At 59.4% G+C, this 20,053-nt stretch carries 23 protein-coding genes and 1 pseudogene; 15 read left to right on the top strand and 9 right to left on the bottom strand.

Annotation, left to right across the window (positions count from 1 at the left end; translation table 11 throughout):
* Positions 1-84: pseudogene (locus AC1D35_RS22010) on the top strand (L,D-transpeptidase); the annotation flags it as partial.
* A 79-nt stretch (positions 85-163) separates the two neighbouring features.
* Here the strand turns inward: AC1D35_RS22010 and AC1D35_RS22005 are convergent.
* The 6 genes from AC1D35_RS22005 to hslV form a co-directional block, all read right to left on the bottom strand.
* Positions 164-2,335, bottom strand: a complete 2,172-nt coding sequence (locus AC1D35_RS22005) for a malate synthase G (RefSeq protein WP_113308134.1) — start codon at positions 2,333-2,335, stop codon at positions 164-166.
* 88 nt (positions 2,336-2,423) lie between these two features.
* Entirely contained in the window at positions 2,424-3,836 is a 1,413-nt protein-coding gene (locus tag AC1D35_RS22000) for a cytochrome P450 (protein WP_113308164.1), read from the bottom strand.
* 48 nt (positions 3,837-3,884) lie between these two features.
* Positions 3,885-4,832, bottom strand: a complete 948-nt coding sequence (locus tag AC1D35_RS21995; RefSeq protein ID WP_477940059.1) for a DUF1402 family protein — start codon at positions 4,830-4,832, stop codon at positions 3,885-3,887.
* A 189-nt stretch (positions 4,833-5,021) separates the two neighbouring features.
* A complete protein-coding gene (hslU, locus tag AC1D35_RS21990) occupies positions 5,022-6,329 on the bottom strand; it encodes an ATP-dependent protease ATPase subunit HslU (protein ID WP_113308135.1) in 1,308 nt (435 codons plus the stop codon).
* The gene (locus AC1D35_RS21985) at positions 6,326-6,829 is read right to left on the bottom strand and encodes a GNAT family N-acetyltransferase (RefSeq protein ID WP_113308136.1); all 504 of its coding nucleotides are present in this window, start codon (positions 6,827-6,829) and stop codon (positions 6,326-6,328) included. The genes hslU and AC1D35_RS21985 overlap by 4 nt, the downstream gene beginning before the upstream one ends.
* Entirely contained in the window at positions 6,826-7,350 is a 525-nt protein-coding gene (hslV, locus tag AC1D35_RS21980; RefSeq protein WP_007813715.1) for an ATP-dependent protease subunit HslV, read from the bottom strand. The genes AC1D35_RS21985 and hslV overlap by 4 nt, the downstream gene beginning before the upstream one ends.
* A 178-nt stretch (positions 7,351-7,528) precedes the next feature.
* Here hslV and hisB point away from each other — a divergent pair, with 178 nt between their 5' ends.
* The 9 genes from hisB (at position 7,529) to coaA (ending at position 12,955) form a co-directional block, all read left to right on the top strand.
* Positions 7,529-8,137 (top strand): imidazoleglycerol-phosphate dehydratase HisB, encoded by a 609-nt coding sequence (gene hisB / locus AC1D35_RS21975; RefSeq protein WP_113300882.1) that lies wholly within the window; start codon positions 7,529-7,531, stop codon positions 8,135-8,137.
* 20 nt (positions 8,138-8,157) lie between these two features.
* A complete protein-coding gene (locus AC1D35_RS21970; protein WP_113300881.1) occupies positions 8,158-8,628 on the top strand; it encodes a DUF2628 domain-containing protein in 471 nt (156 codons plus the stop codon).
* Positions 8,628-9,278 (top strand): imidazole glycerol phosphate synthase subunit HisH, encoded by a 651-nt coding sequence (gene hisH, locus AC1D35_RS21965; RefSeq protein WP_113308137.1) that lies wholly within the window; start codon positions 8,628-8,630, stop codon positions 9,276-9,278. The genes AC1D35_RS21970 and hisH overlap by 1 nt, the downstream gene beginning before the upstream one ends.
* A gap of 68 nt (positions 9,279-9,346) precedes the next feature.
* Positions 9,347-9,529 carry a hypothetical protein gene (locus AC1D35_RS21960; protein ID WP_113308138.1) on the top strand — a complete coding sequence of 61 codons (183 nt, stop codon included), beginning with the start codon at positions 9,347-9,349 and terminating at the stop codon, positions 9,527-9,529.
* A complete protein-coding gene (locus AC1D35_RS21955; RefSeq protein WP_113308139.1) occupies positions 9,529-10,083 on the top strand; it encodes a hypothetical protein in 555 nt (184 codons plus the stop codon). The genes AC1D35_RS21960 and AC1D35_RS21955 overlap by 1 nt, the downstream gene beginning before the upstream one ends.
* A 5-nt stretch (positions 10,084-10,088) precedes the next feature.
* On the top strand, positions 10,089-10,835 hold the full coding sequence (gene hisA, locus AC1D35_RS21950; protein ID WP_113308140.1) for a 1-(5-phosphoribosyl)-5-[(5-phosphoribosylamino)methylideneamino]imidazole-4-carboxamide isomerase: 747 nt from the start codon (positions 10,089-10,091) through the stop codon (positions 10,833-10,835).
* A complete protein-coding gene (gene hisF / locus AC1D35_RS21945) occupies positions 10,835-11,623 on the top strand; it encodes an imidazole glycerol phosphate synthase subunit HisF (protein WP_113308141.1) in 789 nt (262 codons plus the stop codon). Before hisA ends, hisF begins: the two co-directional genes overlap by 1 nt.
* A 16-nt stretch (positions 11,624-11,639) precedes the next feature.
* Positions 11,640-11,963 (top strand): phosphoribosyl-ATP diphosphatase, encoded by a 324-nt coding sequence (locus AC1D35_RS21940; RefSeq protein WP_113300875.1) that lies wholly within the window; start codon positions 11,640-11,642, stop codon positions 11,961-11,963.
* Positions 11,960-12,955, top strand: coding sequence for a type I pantothenate kinase (gene coaA, locus AC1D35_RS21935; protein WP_113300874.1), 996 nt, complete (start codon positions 11,960-11,962; stop codon positions 12,953-12,955). Before AC1D35_RS21940 ends, coaA begins: the two co-directional genes overlap by 4 nt.
* 11 nt (positions 12,956-12,966) lie before the next feature.
* Here coaA and AC1D35_RS21930 read toward each other — a convergent pair whose 3' ends face one another.
* The 3 genes from AC1D35_RS21930 to AC1D35_RS21920 all read right to left on the bottom strand — a co-directional run bounded on the left by AC1D35_RS21930 (position 12,967) and on the right by AC1D35_RS21920 (position 15,727).
* Positions 12,967-13,578 carry an alpha-ketoglutarate-dependent dioxygenase AlkB gene (locus AC1D35_RS21930; protein ID WP_113308142.1) on the bottom strand — a complete coding sequence of 204 codons (612 nt, stop codon included), beginning with the start codon at positions 13,576-13,578 and terminating at the stop codon, positions 12,967-12,969.
* Between the two features lies 1 nt (position 13,579).
* Positions 13,580-14,017, bottom strand: coding sequence for an alternative ribosome rescue aminoacyl-tRNA hydrolase ArfB (gene arfB / locus AC1D35_RS21925; RefSeq protein ID WP_477940053.1), 438 nt, complete (start codon positions 14,015-14,017; stop codon positions 13,580-13,582).
* Between the two features lie 99 nt (positions 14,018-14,116).
* Positions 14,117-15,727: a phosphoenolpyruvate carboxykinase gene (locus tag AC1D35_RS21920; protein WP_113308143.1), complete on the bottom strand. Its 1,611-nt coding sequence runs from the start codon at positions 15,725-15,727 to the stop codon at positions 14,117-14,119.
* Between the two features lie 337 nt (positions 15,728-16,064).
* Here AC1D35_RS21920 and AC1D35_RS21915 point away from each other — a divergent pair, with 337 nt between their 5' ends.
* From AC1D35_RS21915 to AC1D35_RS21895, 5 genes are all read left to right on the top strand, one after another.
* Positions 16,065-16,802 (top strand): response regulator transcription factor, encoded by a 738-nt coding sequence (locus AC1D35_RS21915; RefSeq protein WP_477835862.1) that lies wholly within the window; start codon positions 16,065-16,067, stop codon positions 16,800-16,802.
* 77 nt (positions 16,803-16,879) lie between these two features.
* Positions 16,880-18,670 carry a sensor histidine kinase gene (locus AC1D35_RS21910; protein ID WP_113300869.1) on the top strand — a complete coding sequence of 597 codons (1,791 nt, stop codon included), beginning with the start codon at positions 16,880-16,882 and terminating at the stop codon, positions 18,668-18,670.
* On the top strand, positions 18,667-19,107 hold the full coding sequence (locus AC1D35_RS21905; RefSeq protein WP_113308144.1) for a serine/threonine protein kinase: 441 nt from the start codon (positions 18,667-18,669) through the stop codon (positions 19,105-19,107). Before AC1D35_RS21910 ends, AC1D35_RS21905 begins: the two co-directional genes overlap by 4 nt.
* A gap of 153 nt (positions 19,108-19,260) precedes the next feature.
* The gene (locus AC1D35_RS21900) at positions 19,261-19,662 is read left to right on the top strand and encodes a PTS sugar transporter subunit IIA (protein WP_007813746.1); all 402 of its coding nucleotides are present in this window, start codon (positions 19,261-19,263) and stop codon (positions 19,660-19,662) included.
* A 9-nt stretch (positions 19,663-19,671) separates the two neighbouring features.
* Positions 19,672-19,947 (top strand): HPr family phosphocarrier protein, encoded by a 276-nt coding sequence (locus AC1D35_RS21895; RefSeq protein WP_113300867.1) that lies wholly within the window; start codon positions 19,672-19,674, stop codon positions 19,945-19,947.
* The last annotated feature ends 106 nt before the right edge of the window (positions 19,948-20,053 follow it).

The following is a 20,053-nucleotide window of genomic DNA, read 5'->3' as shown; positions in this document are numbered from 1 at the left end:
CGCCTGATGAACCAGGACGTGATCGATCTCTACAGCCGCGTCCGTCCGGGCAAGACCACTTCCAAGGTCATCGTTATCCAGTAAGCTAAAAGCTGAATTCGGTATAAAAAAGGCCGCCGGACTTTTGAGCCCGGCGGCCTTTTTGTATCTGGCATGCTCTGGCTCAAGCAGTCTGCTTTGCCTTGAGCTCGATGCGGCGGCGATGCAGGACCGGCTCGGTGTAGCCGTTCGGCTGTTCCCTGCCCTTCAGGACCAGATCAAGCGCTGCCTGGAAGGCGATCGAACCATCGAAATTTCCGGCCATCCGGATGTAGGCCGAATCGCCGGCATTCTGCTGGTCGACGACGGCGGCCATACGTTTCATCGTTTCGACGATCTGCTCCTGCGTGACGACCTTGTGGTGCAGCCAGTTCGACATGTGCTGGGCCGAAATGCGTAAAGTCGCACGGTCCTCCATGAGGCCGACATTGTTGATGTCAGGCACCTTGGAGCAACCGATGCCCTGGTCGACCCAACGCACGACGTAACCCAGAATGCCCTGGGCATTGTTGTCGAGTTCGCGCTGGATTTCTTCCGGCGTCCAGTTCGGCCGTACAACGACCGGCACCGAAAGAATATCGGAGAGCTTGGCGCGGGTGCGATCCTTCAAGCCTTCCTGCACCTTGGCGACATTGATCTGGTGATAATGCGTAGCATGCAGAGTGGCGGCCGTCGGCGACGGCACCCAGGCGGTGTTGGCGCCAGCCTTCGGATGGGCGATCTTCTGTTCCAGCATGGCGGCCATAAGATCCGGCATGGCCCACATGCCCTTGCCGATCTGCGCGTGACCGGAGAGGCCGCATTCGAGACCGATATCGACGTTCCAGTTTTCGTAGGCGGCAATCCAGGCGGCCTGTTTCATGTCGCCCTTGCGGATCATCGGTCCGGCTTCCATCGAAGTATGGATTTCATCGCCGGTGCGATCGAGGAAGCCGGTATTGATGAAGACGACACGCTCGCGGGCCGCACGGATGCATTCCTTGAGATTGACGGTCGTGCGGCGTTCCTCGTCCATGATACCCATCTTGATGGTATTGCGCGGCATGCCCAAGGCATCTTCGACGTGCGAGAAGATCTCGACGGCGAAGGCCACCTCTTCAGGGCCGTGCATCTTCGGCTTGACGACATACATGGAGCCGGCACGTGAATTCTTGCGGCGTCCCGATGGACCGACGTCGTAGAGCGCAACCAGGCCAGTGATCACGGCATCCATGATGCCTTCCGGAACCTCGTTGCCGTCGCGATCGACGATCGCCGGATTGGTCATGAGGTGGCCGACATTGCGCACCAACATCAGTGAGCGGCGATGCAGCTCGAACTCCTGCCCGCCGGGCGCCGTGTAAGCAATATCCGGATTGAGCTTGCGAACGAATGTCGAACCGGCCTTGGCCACTTGCTCCTGCAGGTCGCCCTTCATCAGGCCGAGCCAGTTGCGGTAGACGACGACCTTGTCCTCGGCATCGACAGCTGCGATGGAATCTTCGCAGTCCATGATCGTGGTGATGGCCGATTCCAGCCAGACGTCGGAAATATGAGCCGGATCGGTGTTGCCGATCGGGGTCGAGGCATCGAGCACGATTTCGATATGGATGCCGTTATTCTTCAGGAGAATATGGGTCGGCGCGTTCGCATCGCCGCGATAGCCGGCGAAATGCCCGATATCCTTCAAGGCGAGAGCTTTGCCATCGACGGCAGCAATCGCCAGAGCACCGTTCTTGACGGCGAGGGAGCCGACATTCTTCCAGGAGCCGTCATCGAAGGGAACGGCGGAATCGAGGAAATTGCGCACCCAGGCGATGACCCTTTCGCCGCGCTTGGGGTTGTAGCCCCTGCCCTTTTCGGCACCGTCCGTTTCCGGGATGGCATCGGTGCCATAGAGCGCATCATACAGCGAACCCCAGCGAGCATTGGCGGCATTCAATGCGTAGCGGGCGTTCATGACGGGAACGACGAGCTGTGGGCCGGCAAGAGAGGCGATCTCGGCATCGACATTGGCAGTCGAAACCTGAAAATCCGGCCCCTCGGGCAGGAGATAGCCGATCTCTTTCAGGAAGGACTGATAGGCGTCCATATCCGTCGGTGCGCCGTTCTGGCGATACCAGTCGTCGATCTTTGCCTGCAGCTGATCGCGTTTCAAAAGCAGCGCGCGGTTCTTCGGCGCGAGATCATGCACGATCGCCGAGAAATCGGCGAAGAACTTGTCCGCATCGATTTCGAGGCCCGGCAACGCCTCCTTCACGAGGAAATCATGGAGGACGGCTTCGATGAAGAGACCATTCTTTTCAATGCGGCTCATGCGGTGTCTCCCTTGCAGTGGCAGCTTTTTCATGCTGTCACTTTGCCCGGCTTTCATTCACAGTCAATTCAGCAACAATTCGAAAGATTTATGCAGGCTTGGAAACAGTCCGGTGGCTCACGCGCATCGGAAGACCATTTTGCGGCTGCGTCGTCAGCTTCTGCACCGGCCAGGGATTCGTCTGATCGGTCGAATCGAAACGGTGGTGCTGCATCAGGACCGCCAGCGCGATAACCGCCTCCTGAAGCGCAAAGGAGGCACCGATGCAGACGCGCGGGCCGGCGCCGAAGGGCAGGAACTGAAAACGGCCTATGGAAGCACGGTTTTCCGGCAGGAAGCGTTCCGGCATGTAGGCGCGCGGCCGATCCCAATGGAGCTCATGCCGATGCAGCGTCCAGGGCATGACGAGCACGGTGACTTCGGCCTCGATCTCGACGCGTTCTCCCTTGGGGCTTGTCCAGGAATCATCCGCTATTGCGGCGCGATTGATCGACGGGGCTGGCGGATAGAGCCGCAAAGCCTCCTCAAAGGCAGCGTGGGTGTGCGGCAGCAGATCCGGCCATTCGACCGGTTCTGCGCCTGACGCGAGCACTCTATCGATCTCCTCTTCCATCGCCTCGCGGATATGCGGGCTATTGGAGACGCAATAGAGCGTCCAGGCGAGCGCACGAGCGGTCGTCTCGTGGCCGGCACCGATGAAGGTCAGGATATTGTCCTCGATCTCTTCCTTCGTCAGTCCATCCGGCCCGGCCTGCTCCAGGAGCAGGGTGAGAAAATCGTTCGGCGCCTTGCTGCGGTCGGCCTTCATCTTGGCAAGCCGCATATCCATGGTATTGCGCACGATGGCGCGGAATTTCTCCAGCACTTTCTGGCCGCCGATGCGTGTCACACGTGGAACCCAGGAGGGCGCACGCAGCAAGTCCATCGGATCAACACGGCCCATGCGGTGCAGCAGTTGGTTGACATCGTCGGCGAAATGGCCGCTGGATGTGACGATCTCACCGGAAAACAACGTATCTGCGAGAATGGCGAAGGTCAGTTCCGTCATGTCGGTGCTGATATCGAAAATCGTGCCGGACTCGCCCACATCGGCATATTTGCGGGCGTAGTCTTCCGACTGGCGCAGCATCTGCCCGGCGAAGCCCTTGGCATGGCGGGGCGTGAAGACGGGGGCGACGGCCTTGCGCGAGCGTTTCCAGACGGGGCCTTCAGCAGTCAGAAGCCCGTCGCGAAGGATCGGGCGCAGCACGAGCTGCCGGATATCAGACATGCGGTAATTATTGGCGTTATCGACCAGCACATGTTTGATGAGGCCGGGATCGTTGACGATCAGCGTTCTCTGACCGAAGAAACTGGTGTGGATCCAGGGCAGCGTATAGGATGGCTCGCCCCAGAGCTCGAGCGGATTGCGGAAAATCGTCCTGATGATTTCGAGCCGCGACGGCGGAACGGTACGCGGCAGCGGTGCCGGCGGAACAAAGGGGTCCGGACGCATGTCCATGAGCATAGCCTTTCACGGGAGATATCGTCTTCCCGGCAGGCCTCAAGGTTAGAGCAGGCCCTTCAGCTCGTCCAGTTTGTCGTTGATCAGCCAGCCGTAATAATTCTCTTCCGGCCACACCGTCGTGCCGGAGGAGCGATTCTTGGCGGCAAGGGCTGCGGCACGCTGGCGGGAATTGCCGACATTATAAAGCGTCGCCGTAACCCCCGGATTGCCAGAGATATCCACGCCGGCAATCTCCTTGTAATCGTCGATCGATCTGCGGATCGAGGCGGCAACGAAGGCGAGCGAGATATCGGGGTCCATGATTGCCTTGTAGACCGAGCCGGCATTCTTCTCGTTCAGCTTCGGATAGCCGGAAACGCGGGATACCAGATCGGACAGCATCAGCGCCGTCAGCGGGTTGACCTGACCGAGACCGAACGTCTGGCCGGCATAGAAAGGCTGAAAGAAGACCGCACTGAAACGGTTGTTCGGGAAACTCTTGCCCCCTACGGTCTTGCCACGGAAATCGCTTTCCCAAACGTCCTCGCGGCAACTCCAGAGCGTGTATGAATCGCTCTTGCCATTGCAGGCGGCAAATTGTGGCCGGTCGACGAATTCATCGACGCTCTCACCATCATAGGCGAAACGGAAGCTCTCGCCGGCATAGGAGGCGGCCTTCACATAATAGGCCTGAAGGCGGTCATAGGCATCGACATTATAGGTATGTTCGCCAACGATAGCGCCGATCACATGGATCGGGTTGATGCCGTAAGCGTTCGAGACCTTCTTGAGCTTGCCCATAAGCTCACGGTCGGTCGACAGGAGGTCGTAGACCTTCTCATATTTGAGATCGAACGTCGTCTTGGTGCCCTTGGTGCGGCGGACCGATGCGCCTGGAATATCCGGCTGCTCGGCATGACGGTTGCCGGGCGGAACGACCTGCGCTGCAAGCGCAGGAACCGAGCCCGCGATGGTCATGGCAATCACAAGGCTTGTCAAAAGGCGTCGCACGATCTGCTTTCCCGTCTTTCCCTGTCGTCTTTGTGAAGCGGCTGACTGGACCAGAATCTTGTCCGAATAAAGCCGGTACAAAAAAACAAAACGGGCCTTTCACTAGAAAGTAAAAGGCCCGCTGTCGAGAGTTCAGATTGTCAAAGTTTCGGCATTATCTGCGCAAAGGCAGAAAACGGTGTTTTCCGATCACAGGATGAAGCGCGAGAGATCGGTGTTCTGTGCGAGGTCGCCGACATGCTCGCGCACATAAGCGGCATCGATCTTCACATCGGTCCCGGCGCGATCGGGGGCATTGTAGGAGATATCGTCCAGCACCCTCTCCATGACCGTCTGCAGACGGCGCGCGCCGATATTTTCGACGGAGGAATTCAGATGGACGGCGACATCGGCGAGAGCGTCGATCGCGTCATCGGTGAAATCGAGCGTCAGGCTTTCGGTTTCCATCAGCGCCTTGTACTGGCGAATGAGACTTGCCTCGGTTTCCGTCAGGATGCGGCGGAAGTCTTCCTTGTTCAGCGGACGAAGCTCGACGCGGATCGGCAGGCGGCCCTGCAGTTCGGGCAGCAGGTCCGACGGCTTGGAAACATGGAAGGCGCCGGAAGCGATGAAGAGGATGTGGTCCGTCTTCACCGGGCCATACTTGGTCGAAACCGTCGTACCTTCGACGAGCGGCAGCAGGTCGCGCTGGACACCTTCGCGGGAAACGCCGGCGCCGGCGCCGCCGTCGCGAGCAGCAATCTTGTCGATTTCATCGAGGAAGACGATGCCGTCATTCTCGACCGAACGAACGGCCTCGCGCTGAATGACTTCATTGTCGATCAGCTTGTCGGACTCGTCGCGGACCAGGTCGGTGTAGGAGGCCTTGACCGTGGTGCGCACCTTCTTGGTGCGGCCGCCCATCGCCTTGCCGAACATTTCCGACAGGTTCAGTACGCCGATATTGGCGCCCGGCATGCCGGGGATATCGAAACCGCCCATGCCGGAGCCGGTATCGGCCACTTCGATATCGATTTCCTTGTCGTCGAGTTCGCCGTTGCGCAGCTTCTTGCGGAAGCTTTCACGTGTAGCGGGCGAGGCCGTCGCACCGACCAGCGCATCGAGAACGCGCTCTTCGGCACTCATATGGGCCTTGGCCTGGACTTCCGTCCGCTTCTTTTCGCGCACCAGGCCGATGCCGACCTCGACGAGATCGCGGATGATCTGCTCGACATCGCGGCCGACATAACCGACTTCGGTGAACTTCGTCGCCTCGACCTTGATGAAAGGCGCGCCGGCGAGCTTGGCGAGGCGACGGGAGATTTCCGTCTTGCCGACGCCGGTCGGGCCAATCATCAGAATATTCTTCGGCATGACCTCGTCACGCAGGCTCGGATCGAGCTGATGACGGCGCCAGCGGTTGCGCAACGCAATCGCCACGGCGCGCTTGGCCTCATGCTGGCCGATGATGTAGCGGTCGAGCTCGGAAACGATCTCGCGGGGAGAAAAGGTGGTCATTGTCTGTCATTCTCCTGGCGGTCCAGGGCCATGAGGAGTGCCCGGCCGTAATTCGTATTTGTTTCGCCAAGTCTTTGAAAGCCTGCCTTGGTATAGGCTCTGATTGCGAAAATGTTGTCCGGATGCGGGTCGACCAGCACGCGGTTTTTTCCCCTTTCGAAAAGCTCCTGGCAGAAGCGGGCCATAAAGGCCGGGCCGTGACCTTTTCCCAAGAGCGTTTCGACGCCGATGAACTGATCGATGCCGCAGGTGCCTTCAGGCTGGCCATCCAGCGCGGCGTCATCTTCCATGTCGAGATCCGCCACCTGAATATAGGCGAAATCCCGGCCGTCCAGCATCACCATGTAGGGTTCGACGGCCGCATCACGCAGATGTTTCTCGATCGAAACCAATGCTTCTCCGTGGTCACCCCACCAGCGGCGAACATGCGGGCGCTCCAGCCATGCAGCCAGAAGCGGCAGGTCAGCCACAGTGACAGCACGGAAGGCATAGTCAGTCATTCCGCATCCAGTGTTTCCACGATGACGTTGTGGTTCGTATAGACGCAAATGTCGGCCGCGATATCGAGCGCGCGGCGGGCGATCTCTTCAGCGGACTTATCAGTGTCGGCCAGCGCCAGAGCTGCGGCAAGTGCGAAATTGCCCCCCGAACCAATGGCCATGACGCCATGTTCGGGTTCCAGCACGTCGCCGTTGCCGGTGATGGCAAGCGTCACCGACTTGTCGGCGACCAGCATCATGGCTTCGAGATTGCGCAGGTAACGGTCGGTACGCCAGTCCTTGGCGAGTTCGACAGCGGCGCGCATAAGCTGGCCCGGATACTGCTCCAGCTTCTTTTCGAGCCTTTCCAGGAGGGTGAAGGCGTCAGCGGTCGCACCGGCGAAACCGGCGATCACTTCGCCCTTGCCGATGCGGCGAACCTTGCGGGCGTTGCCCTTCATGACGGTCTGGCCGAGGCTGACCTGGCCATCGCCAGCCACAATGACCTTGCCGCCTTTTCGAACTGTAATAATTGTCGTCATCAAACACCTGTTGCCCCAACTCGCGGGCGGTTCCGGCGGGCCGAACATCGGCCCCATTGAACCCTATGTAAGGGGGCTCGCCGCGATTGCAAATGGCCTTCCTTTTGTGGCCCTGCGCTGCTGGATATTTCGCAATGCGCCTGATAAGGAACCACCTTGATTTCAAGGAGAAAGCCATATGGCCGAGACCGCAGCAAGCCGCACGGGCAGCGTTTCCCGCAAGACCAACGAGACGTCCATTTCCGTTTCCGTCAATCTCGACGGCACTGGCAAATCGACGATTTCGACCGGCGTTGGCTTCTTCGACCATATGCTGGAACAGCTTTCGCGTCATTCGCTGATCGACATGGACATCCAAGCCAAGGGCGACCTGCATATCGATGATCATCACACGGTCGAGGATACCGGCATCGCAATCGGCCAGGCGATTTCGAAGGCGCTCGGTGACCGCCGTGGCATCACCCGCTACGCCTCGATCGATCTCGCCATGGACGAGACGATGACGAAGGCGGCCGTCGATCTCTCCGGCCGTCCGTTCCTCGTCTGGAACGTTTCGTTCAGCGCGCCGAAAATCGGCACTTTCGACACGGAACTGGTGCGCGAATTCTTCCATGCGCTCGCGCAGAATGCCGGGATCACCCTGCATATTCTCAATCACTATGGTGCCAACAACCACCATATTTCAGAGACATGTTTCAAGGCCGTCGCCCGCGTTCTACGCACGGCGACAGAGATCGATCCGAGACAGGCGGGCCGTGTTCCCTCCACCAAGGGCACGCTCGTCTGAGCCCCATCAGGGAGCTTCAAATGGCATCCAGCTTTGTTTTTCTTGTTCCGCCTGATGGTCAGCGCGAGAATACGCGCACGATCCGCGACGGTTTCTCATGGCTCGCCTTCCTCTTTCCCTGGATCTGGCTGCTCGCGCATCGCCTCTGGCTTTATGCGGCTATTGCCTTCGCGCTGCAGGCGATCAGCGGTGTGCTTATAGAAGAGCCAGGCTTTGGGCCGGCGGGCATGGCGCTCGCCTTCGCCGTCAACCTGTTCGTCGGGTTCGAAGGGCAGAATTTCCGCATCCGCAATCTCGCCTCCCGTGGCTGGCGCGAGGAGGCCGCGATCGGCGCTTCCTCGATCGATCTTGCGGAAGAAATCTATTTTTCCAACATCGAGACCGGCGCCGATTTGAAGGCGCCCGAATGGAACCAGGCTTCCAGCCCGCAGGCGCGGCAGGGCCATTCCACTTCGCTCGGTCTCTTCGGTTTTGATGGAGGACGCAAATAATGCGCGTCGCAATTATAGATTACGGCTCGGGCAACCTGCGTTCGGCCACCAAGGCTTTCGAACGCGCCGCTCGTGAGGCCGGCATCGAGGCAGAGATCAATCTGACGGACAAGGCCGAGATCGTCGCCGCGGCCGACCGCATCGTGCTGCCGGGCGTCGGCGCTTATGCCGATTGCCGCCGCGGACTCGATGTCGTGCCCGGCATGACGGAAGCCCTGCTCGAAGTCGTCGAGAAGAAGGCTCGTCCCTTCCTCGGCATTTGCGTCGGCATGCAGCTCATGTCCTCACGTGGTCTTGAAAAGACGACGACTCAAGGCTTCGGCTGGATTCCCGGCGATGTCGTGGAGATGACACCTGGCGATCCGGAGCTGAAAATCCCGCAGATCGGCTGGAACACGCTTGACCTGAAACATGAGCATCCGCTTTTCGACGGCATCCCGACCGGGCCTGATGGCCTGCACGCCTATTTCGTGCACTCCTACCATCTCGCCGCCGAAAATGCCGGTGACGTCATTGCCACCACCGACTATGGCGGGCCTATGACGGCCTTTGTCGGGCGGGACAATATGGCCGGTTCGCAGTTCCACCCGGAAAAAAGCCAGAAGCTTGGGCTGGCGCTGATCGCGAATTTCCTGCGCTGGGCGCCGTAAGGGCTGGCTTTTAATACGCGCGCCTTATTTCCCCTGTAAGGGAAAGGGCAGATACAGGAGCGCGCTCGATGCCGGCTTCGCAAAACGCAGGAAGGATATTTTACAGGCTGCGGCCTGCCAGAGAGGGCCAGCCGCCGTTTGTCGATGTCAGGCTGCCCGGCGGGACGATCATCCGCCAGGTCGACGAGGCTCTGCATCGCAAAGCGCTCTCCAATGCTGCCAAGACCTTGAAAGAAAGGCTCGGCCGCTGATGCAGGAGACCTTTCCGGGAAAAGAGAATTCGAGGCTGAGATCGGACGAGATAAGCGCTGGCGATCTCGCCGAAGCCGTGTTGGAATTCTATATCGAAGGCGAGGATGACCTCATCGGCCTGCTTGCCTACGCGCTTTACGAGCGCCAAAAGCGTGATTTCATCGTCAGCTATCGCAAGCGCAATGCCGGCCGTTCGCCCATTGAGGCGGAAATCGCGGCAGTGACGAGCAATTACCTTTCGTCCGATCTGCGCAACACGTTGCGCGACCGTGCTTCGCAGATCCTTTCAAGCTATGCCGAGACCTATGTCGAGGCCATGGAGCCGCAGATCCAGCTCGTTGCCACCAACAGCGAGGCGCTACGGAAGGTGCGGGATATTGAAAAGTCCATGAAGAAACGCACCGGCTTCTGGCGCCAGGTCCGAGTCGGCTTCACCGTGACGCTGCTGCTGATCGCCCTTTTCGCCGCTCTTACCATTGCCGCTGTCTTTTTTCGTTCGGATATCGTAGATGCGTGGAATGCACTGATGGTGCCCACGATGCTACGGACCTGAGACGAATGATCCTTTTTCCCGCGATCGACCTGAAGGGCGGACAATGCGTTCGCCTGAAGCTCGGCGACATGCAACAGGCGACGGTCTACAACACCGATCCGGCTGCCCAGGCGAAATCCTTCGAAGAACAGGGTTTCGAATGGCTGCATGTGGTCGATCTCGATGGCGCCTTCGCGGGACATTCGGCCAATGGCGGTGCGGTAGAGGCCATCCTTAAGGCCACGAAAAATCCCGTACAGCTCGGCGGCGGTATCCGTACGCTCGAGCATATCGACAACTGGCTGTCGCGCGGGCTACGCCGCGTGATCCTCGGCACGGTTGCCGTGCGCGATCCATCGCTCGTCATCGAAGCCTGCAAGACGTTCCCGGGTCAGGTTGCCGTCGGCATCGATGCCAAGGGCGGCAAGGTGGCTGTCGAAGGCTGGGCGGAAGCATCCGAACTCGGCATCATCGAACTCGCGAAGAAATTCGAAGGCGCCGGTGTTGCCGCGATCATCTATACCGATATCGATCGCGACGGCATCCTGGCCGGCATCAACTGGACCTCGACACTGGAGCTGGCAGATGCTGTCTCCATTCCGGTCATCGCATCAGGTGGACTTGCCTCGATAGACGACATCAAGCGCATGCTGAAGCCGGATGCTCGCAAGCTTGAAGGCGCAATTTCAGGCCGCGCCCTTTACGACGGCCGGATCGATCCCAAGGAGGCGCTCGATCTCATAAAGGCAGCACGGGCGAAGGAGACGGCATAATGACCCTGAAAGCCCGCGTGATCCCCTGTCTCGACGTCAAGGACGGCCGTGTCGTCAAGGGCGTCAATTTCCTCAATCTGGTCGATGCCGGCGATCCCGTCGAAGCGGCCAAGGCCTATGATGCGGCCGGTGCCGACGAGCTCTGCTTCCTCGACATTACCGCATCCTCGGATAATCGCGAGACGATCTTCGATGTCGTCGCACGCACCGCCGAGCAGTGTTTCATGCCGCTCACCGTCGGCGGCGGTGTGCGGACCATCGCCGATATCCGCAAGCTGCTGCTCTGCGGCGCCGACAAGGTTTCGATCAATTCGGCGGCGGTCAACAATCCGGATTTCGTGGCTGAAGCCGCCGACAAATTCGGAGACCAGTGCATCGTCGTTTCGATCGATGCCAAGCGCCGTCGCACACAACAGGTCGGCGGCGACAATCTCAGCGCCTGGGAAATCTATACGCATGGCGGCCGCAACGCGACCGGCATCGATGCCGTCGAGTTCGCGCAGAGGATGGTCGACCGCGGCGCCGGCGAACTGCTTGTCACCTCCATGGACCGCGACGGCACCAAGATCGGCTATGATCTGGAGCTGACACGCGCGATTGCCGATTCCGTCCGGGTTCCCGTTATCGCCTCGGGCGGTGTCGGTGATCTCGACGATCTCGTGGCCGGGGTGACGGATGGCCATGCCAACGCGGTGCTCGCTGCGTCAATATTCCATTTCGGCACCTATTCCGTCGGCGAAGCGAAGCGCTATATGTCAGAACGCGGCATCGCGATGCGGCTCGACTGAGTTTGAAAGCAGTATCATGAGCGGATTTTCCCTTTCCGACCTCGAGCGGATCGTCGAAGAGCGGGCGAAGGCCTCACCTGAGGAATCCTGGACCGCCAGGATGGTGGCCGGCGGGCAGCAGAAAGCGGCCAAAAAACTCGGCGAGGAAGCGATCGAAGCTGTCATGGCGGCCGTCACCAACGACCGCGATAACCTCACCTATGAAGCAGCTGACGTTCTCTATCATCTAATGGTCGTATTGAAGATTGCTGAAATACCGCTAGAGAATGTCATGACCGAACTTGCGCGGCGGACCGCGCAATCCGGCCTCAAGGAAAAGGCCAGCCGGCAGAGTTCATGAGTATCGCGACGCAGATTATCGGGGTGGCGGAAAAGATGGATCATTTCCAGACCGCTTCCTATTCCCCCTACCACTTCTTCACATCAGAACAGTGGGCGAAGTTTCGCGCCGACACGCCGATGACGCTGAAGGCCGACGAGGTCAAGCGGCTCCGCTCCATGGGCGATCCGATTGATCTCGACGAAGTCAGGCGCATCTACCTGTCGCTGTCGCGCCTGCTTTCCGCGCATGTGGAATCCTCACAGCTGCTGTTCGAGCAACGCAACCGCTTCCTCAGCCTGTCGGATGTGACGAAGACCCCTTTCGTGATCGGCATTGCAGGATCGGTGGCTGTGGGAAAATCCACGACGGCACGTATCCTCAAGGAGCTGCTCGGCCGCTGGCCCTCCAGCCCGAAGGTCGACCTCGTCACTACGGACGGTTTTCTCTATCCGAACGCGGTGCTGAAGCGCGAGAACCTGATGCAGCGCAAGGGTTTTCCGGAAAGTTACGACACCGGCGCGATCCTGCGTTTCCTGTCGGCGATCAAGGCCGGCCTGACAGATGTCAAAGCGCCTTCCTATTCGCATCTCGTCTATGATGTATTGCCGGACGAGCACAAAATCGTCGACCGGCCTGATATCCTGATTTTCGAGGGCATCAACGTTCTGCAGTCGCGCGACCTGCCGGCCGACGGCAAGATTGTGCCGATGGTTTCCGACTTCTTCGACTTCTCGATCTATATCGATGCCGAGGAAACGCAGATCCACAACTGGTATGTGACGCGTTTCATGCGGCTCAGGGAAACGGCCTTCCGGGATCCGAATTCCTACTTCCACCGCTACGCATCAATCAGCGACGAGGAAGCGGTTGCAATCGCCGAAGACCTTTGGGCGAACATCAATCTGAAGAACCTGCGCCAGAACATCCTGCCGACGCGGCCGCGCGCCGATCTTATCCTGCGCAAGGGCAAGGATCACCTGATCGAGCAGGTGGCGTTGCGCAAGCTATAGGGCTGCCGGATTTACGGGTTGACCCGGCGGAGCGTCAGGTTGATGCGGCCGCCGTTCTTCAGAAGCGTGGAAGTGGCCGGATAGATACGGTCGACGCCATGGAAGCAGAGCCGCCCCTCTCCACCGAGAATAACCAGATCCCCACTCGACAACTTGAAAGACATGGTCTTGTCGTTGCGGTTCAGGCCGCCGACACGGAAGAGGCAGGCATTGCCGAGTGAAATCGAGACGACCGGTGCCTTCAGGTCGTTCTCGTCCCTGTCCTGATGCAGGCCCATGCGTGCCTCGTCCGCATAGAAATTGACGAGACAGGCCTCCGGCGGCTTGTCGTAGCCCGAAACATCATTCCAAATCTCCAGCAATTCCTGCGGGATTACCGGCCATGGCCTGCCGGTCGCCGGATGCATCGGCTGATAACGGTAGCCGCGCTCCTTGTCCGTCACCCAGCCGAGAGAACCGCAATTGGTCATCCGCACCGACATCGGTTTTCCTGTGCCGGGCATGACCGGCACGTAGAGTGGGGCTTCTGCAACGATATTCCTGATGATGCCGACCAGCGTCTCCTGACGGATGCGATCCAGATATTCGGGAAGATGGCGGATACCACTCAAGAGTTCCGGCATATCATTCTCCGCCCGCCGGACGGCCACGCATCTTCTTGACATCCGAGCGGCCGGATTTTTCCTTCAGGCGCCGTTCGATCGAGCCCTTGGTCGGCTTGGTTTTCTTGCGGGGTGGCGGTGGCGGCTTGGCAGCCTCCAGGACCAGCTCCTTCAGCCGCTCGCGTGCGTCTTCACGATTACGGTCCTGACTGCGGAAGCGGCTTGCCTCAATCATCAGCACGCCTTCCTTCGACATCCGCCGGCCGGCAAGCTTGATCGCATTGGCTTTGACACGCTCGTTGAGCGATGGCGAATTCGGGATGTTGAAGAAGAGCTGGACGGCCGTCGAGACCTTGTTGACGTTTTGACCGCCGGGACCGCCTGCCAGAACGAACTGTTCCGTCAGCTCCCATCCGGCGATGGTAATCCTGTCATTGATATGGAGCGCGTCGCTGGCCATGCCGCGTTCTAGCGCATAATGGCTACGAATTGGAAGCGGATGAAACCCGGCGCTTGAGCGACCGGGTTTCACGTGAATCGCCAAAGGTTTGTTGGCGTATTATTCGGCAGCGACCTTGATGCCGGGCGCCGCATCGCGCACGCCGCCATCGACATGATCCTCGAACTTGGCAAAGTTCGTGATGAACATGGAGACCAGCTTTTCGGCCTGCGCGTCATAGGCCGGCTTGTCGGCCCAGGTCGAGCGTGGATCAAGGATGCCGGTATCGACGCCTTCGACTGCGACCGGTACGGCAAAGCCGAAATTCGGGTCAGCGCGGAGCTCGGCCTTGGCGAGTTCGCCCGAAAGAGCGGCCGTCAGCAGCGCACGGGTCGCCTTGATCGGCATACGCTTGCCGATGCCGTAAGCGCCGCCAGTCCAACCGGTGTTGACGAGCCAGCATTCGACGCCATGGCGGCTGATGAGCTCCTTCAGCAGATTGCCGTATTCTGCCGGATGGCGCGGCATGAAGGGCGCGCCGAAGCAGGTCGAGAAGGTCGCTTCCGGCTCGACGACCCCCTTTTCCGTGCCCGCCACCTTGGCGGTGTAGCCGGACAGGAAGTGGTACATGGCCTGATCCGGCGTCAGCTTGGCAATCGGCGGCATTACACCGAAGGCATCGGCCGTCAGCATGATGATGGTCTTCGGATGACCCGCAAGGCCGGTTTCCGATGCATTCGGGATGAAGTCCATCGGATAGGCACAGCGGGTGTTTTCCGTCAGCGACGCATCGTCGAAATCCGGCTCGCGGTCTTCGTTCAGAACGACGTTTTCAAGCACCGTGCCAAACCGCTGGGTGGTGGCATAGATTTCTGGCTCGGCCTCTGCCGAGAGGCGAATTGTCTTGGCATAGCAGCCACCTTCGAAATTGAAGATGCCGTTCTCGCTCCAACCGTGCTCGTCATCCCCGATCAGCGTACGGGCAGGATCGGCCGAGAGCGTCGTCTTACCTGTACCGGACAGGCCGAAGAAGACCGCAGCATCACCCGCCGGGCCGACATTGGCCGAGCAGTGCATCGGCATGACGCCCCTGGCCGGCAGCAGGTAGTTCAGCACGGTGAAGACGGACTTCTTCATCTCGCCGGCATAGGAGGTGCCGGCGATCAGAACGATGCCGTTCGTCAGGTCGCAGGCGATCACCGTTTCGGTGCGGCAGCCATAACGTTCCGGATCGGCCTTGAAGCTCGGCAGATCGATGATTGTCAGCTTCGGCGCAAAGCCTGCAAGCGCATCGGGCTTCGGGCGGATCAGCAGGTTGCGGATGAAGAGCGAATGCCAGGCGAACTCGGTCACGACGCGGGTCGGGAGCGCCTGACCGGCATCGGCACCGCCGACGAGATCCTGGACGAAAAGGTCCTTGCCGGTGGCGTGGGCAAGCATATCCTTGTGCAGCAGGGCGAAATGCTCCGGCGACATCGGCTTGTTGTTGTCCCACCAGATCTGGTCATCGGTGTTTTCATCGCGGACGACGAACTTGTCCTTCGGCGAACGGCCTGTGTGCTGGCCGGTGGTCGCGCGAAGGGCACCCTGGGCTGTCAGTTCGGCCTCTCCCCGGCGAATCGATTCCTCGTAGAGAAGAGCGGCGGAGAGGTTGTAACGTACGCTCCGTACGTCGCTGAAACCGATCGTCGCCAGCTCGATTGCCTGGTTATGAACTCCGAACATCTCCATAGCTTTTCCCTTCGCTGAGGCGCCTTGGCCGTTAAAATTAACGCGAAAATAAGAGGAGAAATTTTAAATGGCAATAGGCGAAAACTTAAAAAATATAACGATATCAAATAATTAATCGATTTAAATTCTAAGTGGCCGTTTTAAATCGTTTGAAGACCTGCTGTTGAAACAACTTGTCGCACCACTTTTAATTGCGGCTTGCGAGGGCTGGCAATCTACCCCTTTATCTTTGCCACAATTTGTTCCACCTTTATCCTCCATAAGCGCAACCGGTCACGAAGACCGCCTGGGGAGACGAAATCCGGGAGATTGCGCACTGATGACGGAGACGAACACCATGCCGACAATCGCGCTCGTTGACGACGACCGCAACATCCTCACTTCCGTGTCGATTGCACTGGAAGCAGAAGGATATAAGGTCGAGACCTACACGGACGGCGCTTCCGCGCTGGATGGCCTGCTCGCGCGCCCGCCACAGCTGGCGATCTTCGATATCAAGATGCCGCGCATGGATGGCATGGAGCTGCTTCGCCGGCTTCGCCAGAAGTCGGACATTCCGGTCATCTTCCTGACTTCCAAGGACGAGGAGATCGACGAGCTCTTCGGCCTGAAGATGGGCGCCGACGATTTCATCACCAAGCCCTTCTCCCAGCGTCTGCTGGTCGAGCGCGTTCGCGCGGTATTGCGCCGCGCTTCGAGCCGCGAGGCGGCAGCGGCCGGCGGCAGCACAACTGTCGGCGCGCCAAAGGCAGGCGCTGTTCAGCAGGCCCGTTCGCTCGAGCGCGGCCAACTGGTCATGGACCAGGAACGCCACACCTGCACCTGGAAGGGCGAGGCGGTCACCCTCACCGTCACCGAATTCCTGATCCTGCATTCACTGGCCCAGCGACCAGGTGTGGTGAAAAGCCGCGACGCCCTGATGGATGCCGCCTATGACGAACAGGTGTATGTTGATGACCGCACCATCGACAGCCACATCAAGCGGCTGCGCAAGAAGTTCAAGATGGTCGATACTGACTTTGATATGATTGAAACGCTTTACGGTGTGGGTTACCGCTTCCGCGAAGCAGCCTGACGCCAAAAGGCGCGGCAAGATACGATTGAGGGCGGCGGGCCGGTCGAGCTGGCCCCGCCCCTCCGAAAGGGCCGTCATTGGCACAGTTAGTGCAGGAAAGAGATCTGGATGATGCGGAGGGCGTGAGCACCCGACGCGTCAGGGGCCGGCGTTGGTCGCATCCCTTCACCCTGATCCGCCGCATCTTCGGCAATGCGGTCTTTTCGAGCCTGACGCGCCGCATCGTCTTCTTCAACCTTGCAGCTCTGCTCGTCCTCGTCGGTGGCATTCTCTATCTCAACCAGTTCCGCGAAGGCCTGATCGACGCACGTGTCGAAAGCCTGCTGACGCAGGGTGAAATCATCGCCGGCGCGGTTTCGGCTTCGGCTTCCGTTGATACCAACTCGATCACCATCGATCCGCAGAAGCTGCTCGAACTGCAGGCCGGCCAGAGCATCACGCCGGTGCCGAACGACGAGGATCTCGAATTCCCGATCGATCCGGAAAAGGTGGCACCGGTTCTTCGGCGGCTGATCTCACCGACCCGCACTCGCGCCCGCATCTTCGATGCCGATGCCAATCTGCTGCTTGATTCCCGGCATCTCTATTCGCGTGGCCAGGTTCTGCGTTTCGACCTGCCGCCGGTGGAAGAAGAAAAACAGACCTGGAGCGAATGGTTCACGGCCCTTTTCAACAAGGCGCTACAGCCGGGCAATCTTCCGGTCTACAAGGAAGCGCCGGGTGGCGACGGCTCTATCTATCCCGAGGTGATGAACGCGCTGACGGGTGTACGCGGCGCAGTCGTGCGCACGACGGAAAAGGGTGAGCTCATCGTTTCGGTTGCCGTGCCGATCCAGCGTTTCCGCGCCGTCCTCGGCGTGCTGCTGCTGTCGACTCAGGCCGGCGATATCGACAATATCGTGCATGCCGAGCGTCTCGCAATTATGCGCGTCTTCGGCGTTGCGACGCTCGTCAACGTGCTGATGGCGCTCGTGCTTTCCTCGACCATCGCCAATCCGCTGCGCCGGCTTTCGGCGGCGGCCATCCGGGTGCGCCGCGGCGCCAAGGAGCGCGAGGAAATTCCAGACTTTTCGGCGCGTCAGGACGAAATCGGCAACCTTTCCATAGCACTCCGCGAAATGACGACGGCCCTCTACGACAGGATCGATGCTATCGAGAGCTTTGCGGCCGATGTCAGCCACGAGTTGAAGAACCCGCTGACCTCGCTGCGCAGCGCCGTCGAAACACTGCCGCTCGCCAAATCCGACGATTCCAAGAAGCGGCTGATGGATGTCATCCAGCACGATGTCCGTCGCCTCGACCGTCTGATCAGCGATATCTCGGACGCATCCCGTCTCGATGCCGAGCTTGCGCGCGTCGATGCCGGATCTGTCGATCTGGAAGTATTTCTGCGCGACCTCGTCGACCTGTCACGCCAGATCCGCAGCACCAAGAAGAAGGTCGAGATCGAATATGCCGTCGATCGCAAGCCGAACGTCAAGACGCGCTTTGTCATCAAAGGACATGACCTGCGTATCGGCCAAATCATCACCAACCTGATTGAAAATGCCCGTTCCTTCGTGCCGGAGCAAAACGGCAGGATCACGGTGCGTCTGGTCCGTACCCGCTCCCGTTGCGTCGTCTATATCGAAGACAACGGTCCGGGCATCCAGGCCGAGAATATCGACCGCATCTTCGAACGCTTTTATACCGACCGACCGGAATCCGAAGGCTTCGGTCAGAATTCCGGCCTCGGGCTTTCCATCAGCCGACAGATCGCCGAGGCGCATGGCGGTTCATTGCGGGCCGAAAACATTGTCGATGACGAAAGCGGCAAGCTGCTCGGCGCCCGCTTCATTCTGGCTCTTCCGGCCGATGCCGCGGCATGATCAATATCCACGCCACCGCGATCGTCGTCGGAAAGACCGGCCTGCTGTTCACCGGTCCCTCAGGCTGGGGCAAGTCGATGACCGCCTTTACCTGTATGACGGAGGCGCGGCGGCAGGGTGTCTTTTCTACCCTCGTAGCCGATGATCAGGTACTTCTTTCGAAACGGGACGGAGCAATCATTGCCGCCTGTCCGGCCGCTATTGCCGGGCTCATCGAATTGCGCGGCACCGGGATCGTAAAACACGATCATATTGCGCAGGCGGCAATGCATTTTGCAGTCCTGCCGGCCAGCGCCACAGGAGAGAACCGGCTCCCTGCGGAGAGGGAGACCGTCGTTCTTGCCGGGGGCTTCGAGTTGCCTGTATTGCGATTGTTGCCCAACCTTCCCCTGCCCCTTGCCGTGTTGATGGCAAAAGCGCCGGAAATCGGAAGCTGAGGACTTCCGGACGGCCCGATACGGCCTATATATTTGTATTTTTATCTTGCACTTCGGCTTTTGATCGCCAAGATGTGCCCCCACCGGTGGACGTAATTGCTGCGTTGCGATATTGGGGCCACGGGTTGCGTATGCCATGGGAGCAGTAATATCATGATCGGACTTGTGCTTGTCACTCATGGCAAGCTGGCTGAAGAGTTTCGTCATGCCGTAGAGCACGTCGTCGGTCCTCAGAAATTCATCGAAACGGTCTGCATCGGACCGGAAGACGATATGGATCAAAGACGACAGGACATTCTCGAAGCCGTTTCCGGCGCAGACGACGGCCATGGCGTCGTCATTCTCACCGACATGTTCGGCGGTACACCTTCCAATCTCGCAATCTCGGTGATGAGCAGCGGCCACACCGAAGTCATCGCCGGCGTCAACCTGCCGATGTTGATCAAGCTCGCCGGCGTGCGCGGCGAAAACAATATGGAAAAGGCGCTTGCCGAGGCTTCCGAGGCGGGCCGCAAATACATCAACGTTGCGAGCCGGGTCCTGAGCGGAAAGTAAGAAGCCTAAATGACACCGCTCTCCCGCGAACTCCTCATCATCAATAAGCGTGGCTTGCACGCGCGCGCTTCGGCAAAGTTCGTCCAGACGGTCGATGCCTTCGACGCGACGATCACCGTTTCCAAGGACGGCATGACGGTTGGCGGCACCTCCATCATGGGCCTTATGATGCTTGCGGCAAGCCCCGGCTCCAGTGTCGTCGTCTCGGCGACCGGCAACCAGGCTGCCGAAGCACTGAATGCCCTCGATCAGCTCATCCAGAACAAGTTCGGCGAAGAAATCTAATCTTCAACGCCATATAAAGATATAAAGACTTCTTTATATCCCCGTTGCCTTCCCGGCCGAAGCCTGCTAAACGGCGAGCATAACGTGCATTCCGCACCCGTTCGAT

It is taken from the genome of Rhizobium sp. P1_E6 (genome assembly GCF_056405875.1).
The sequence above is the reverse complement of the archived record's forward strand: the minus strand, read 5'-3'. Positions and strand labels throughout refer to the sequence as shown.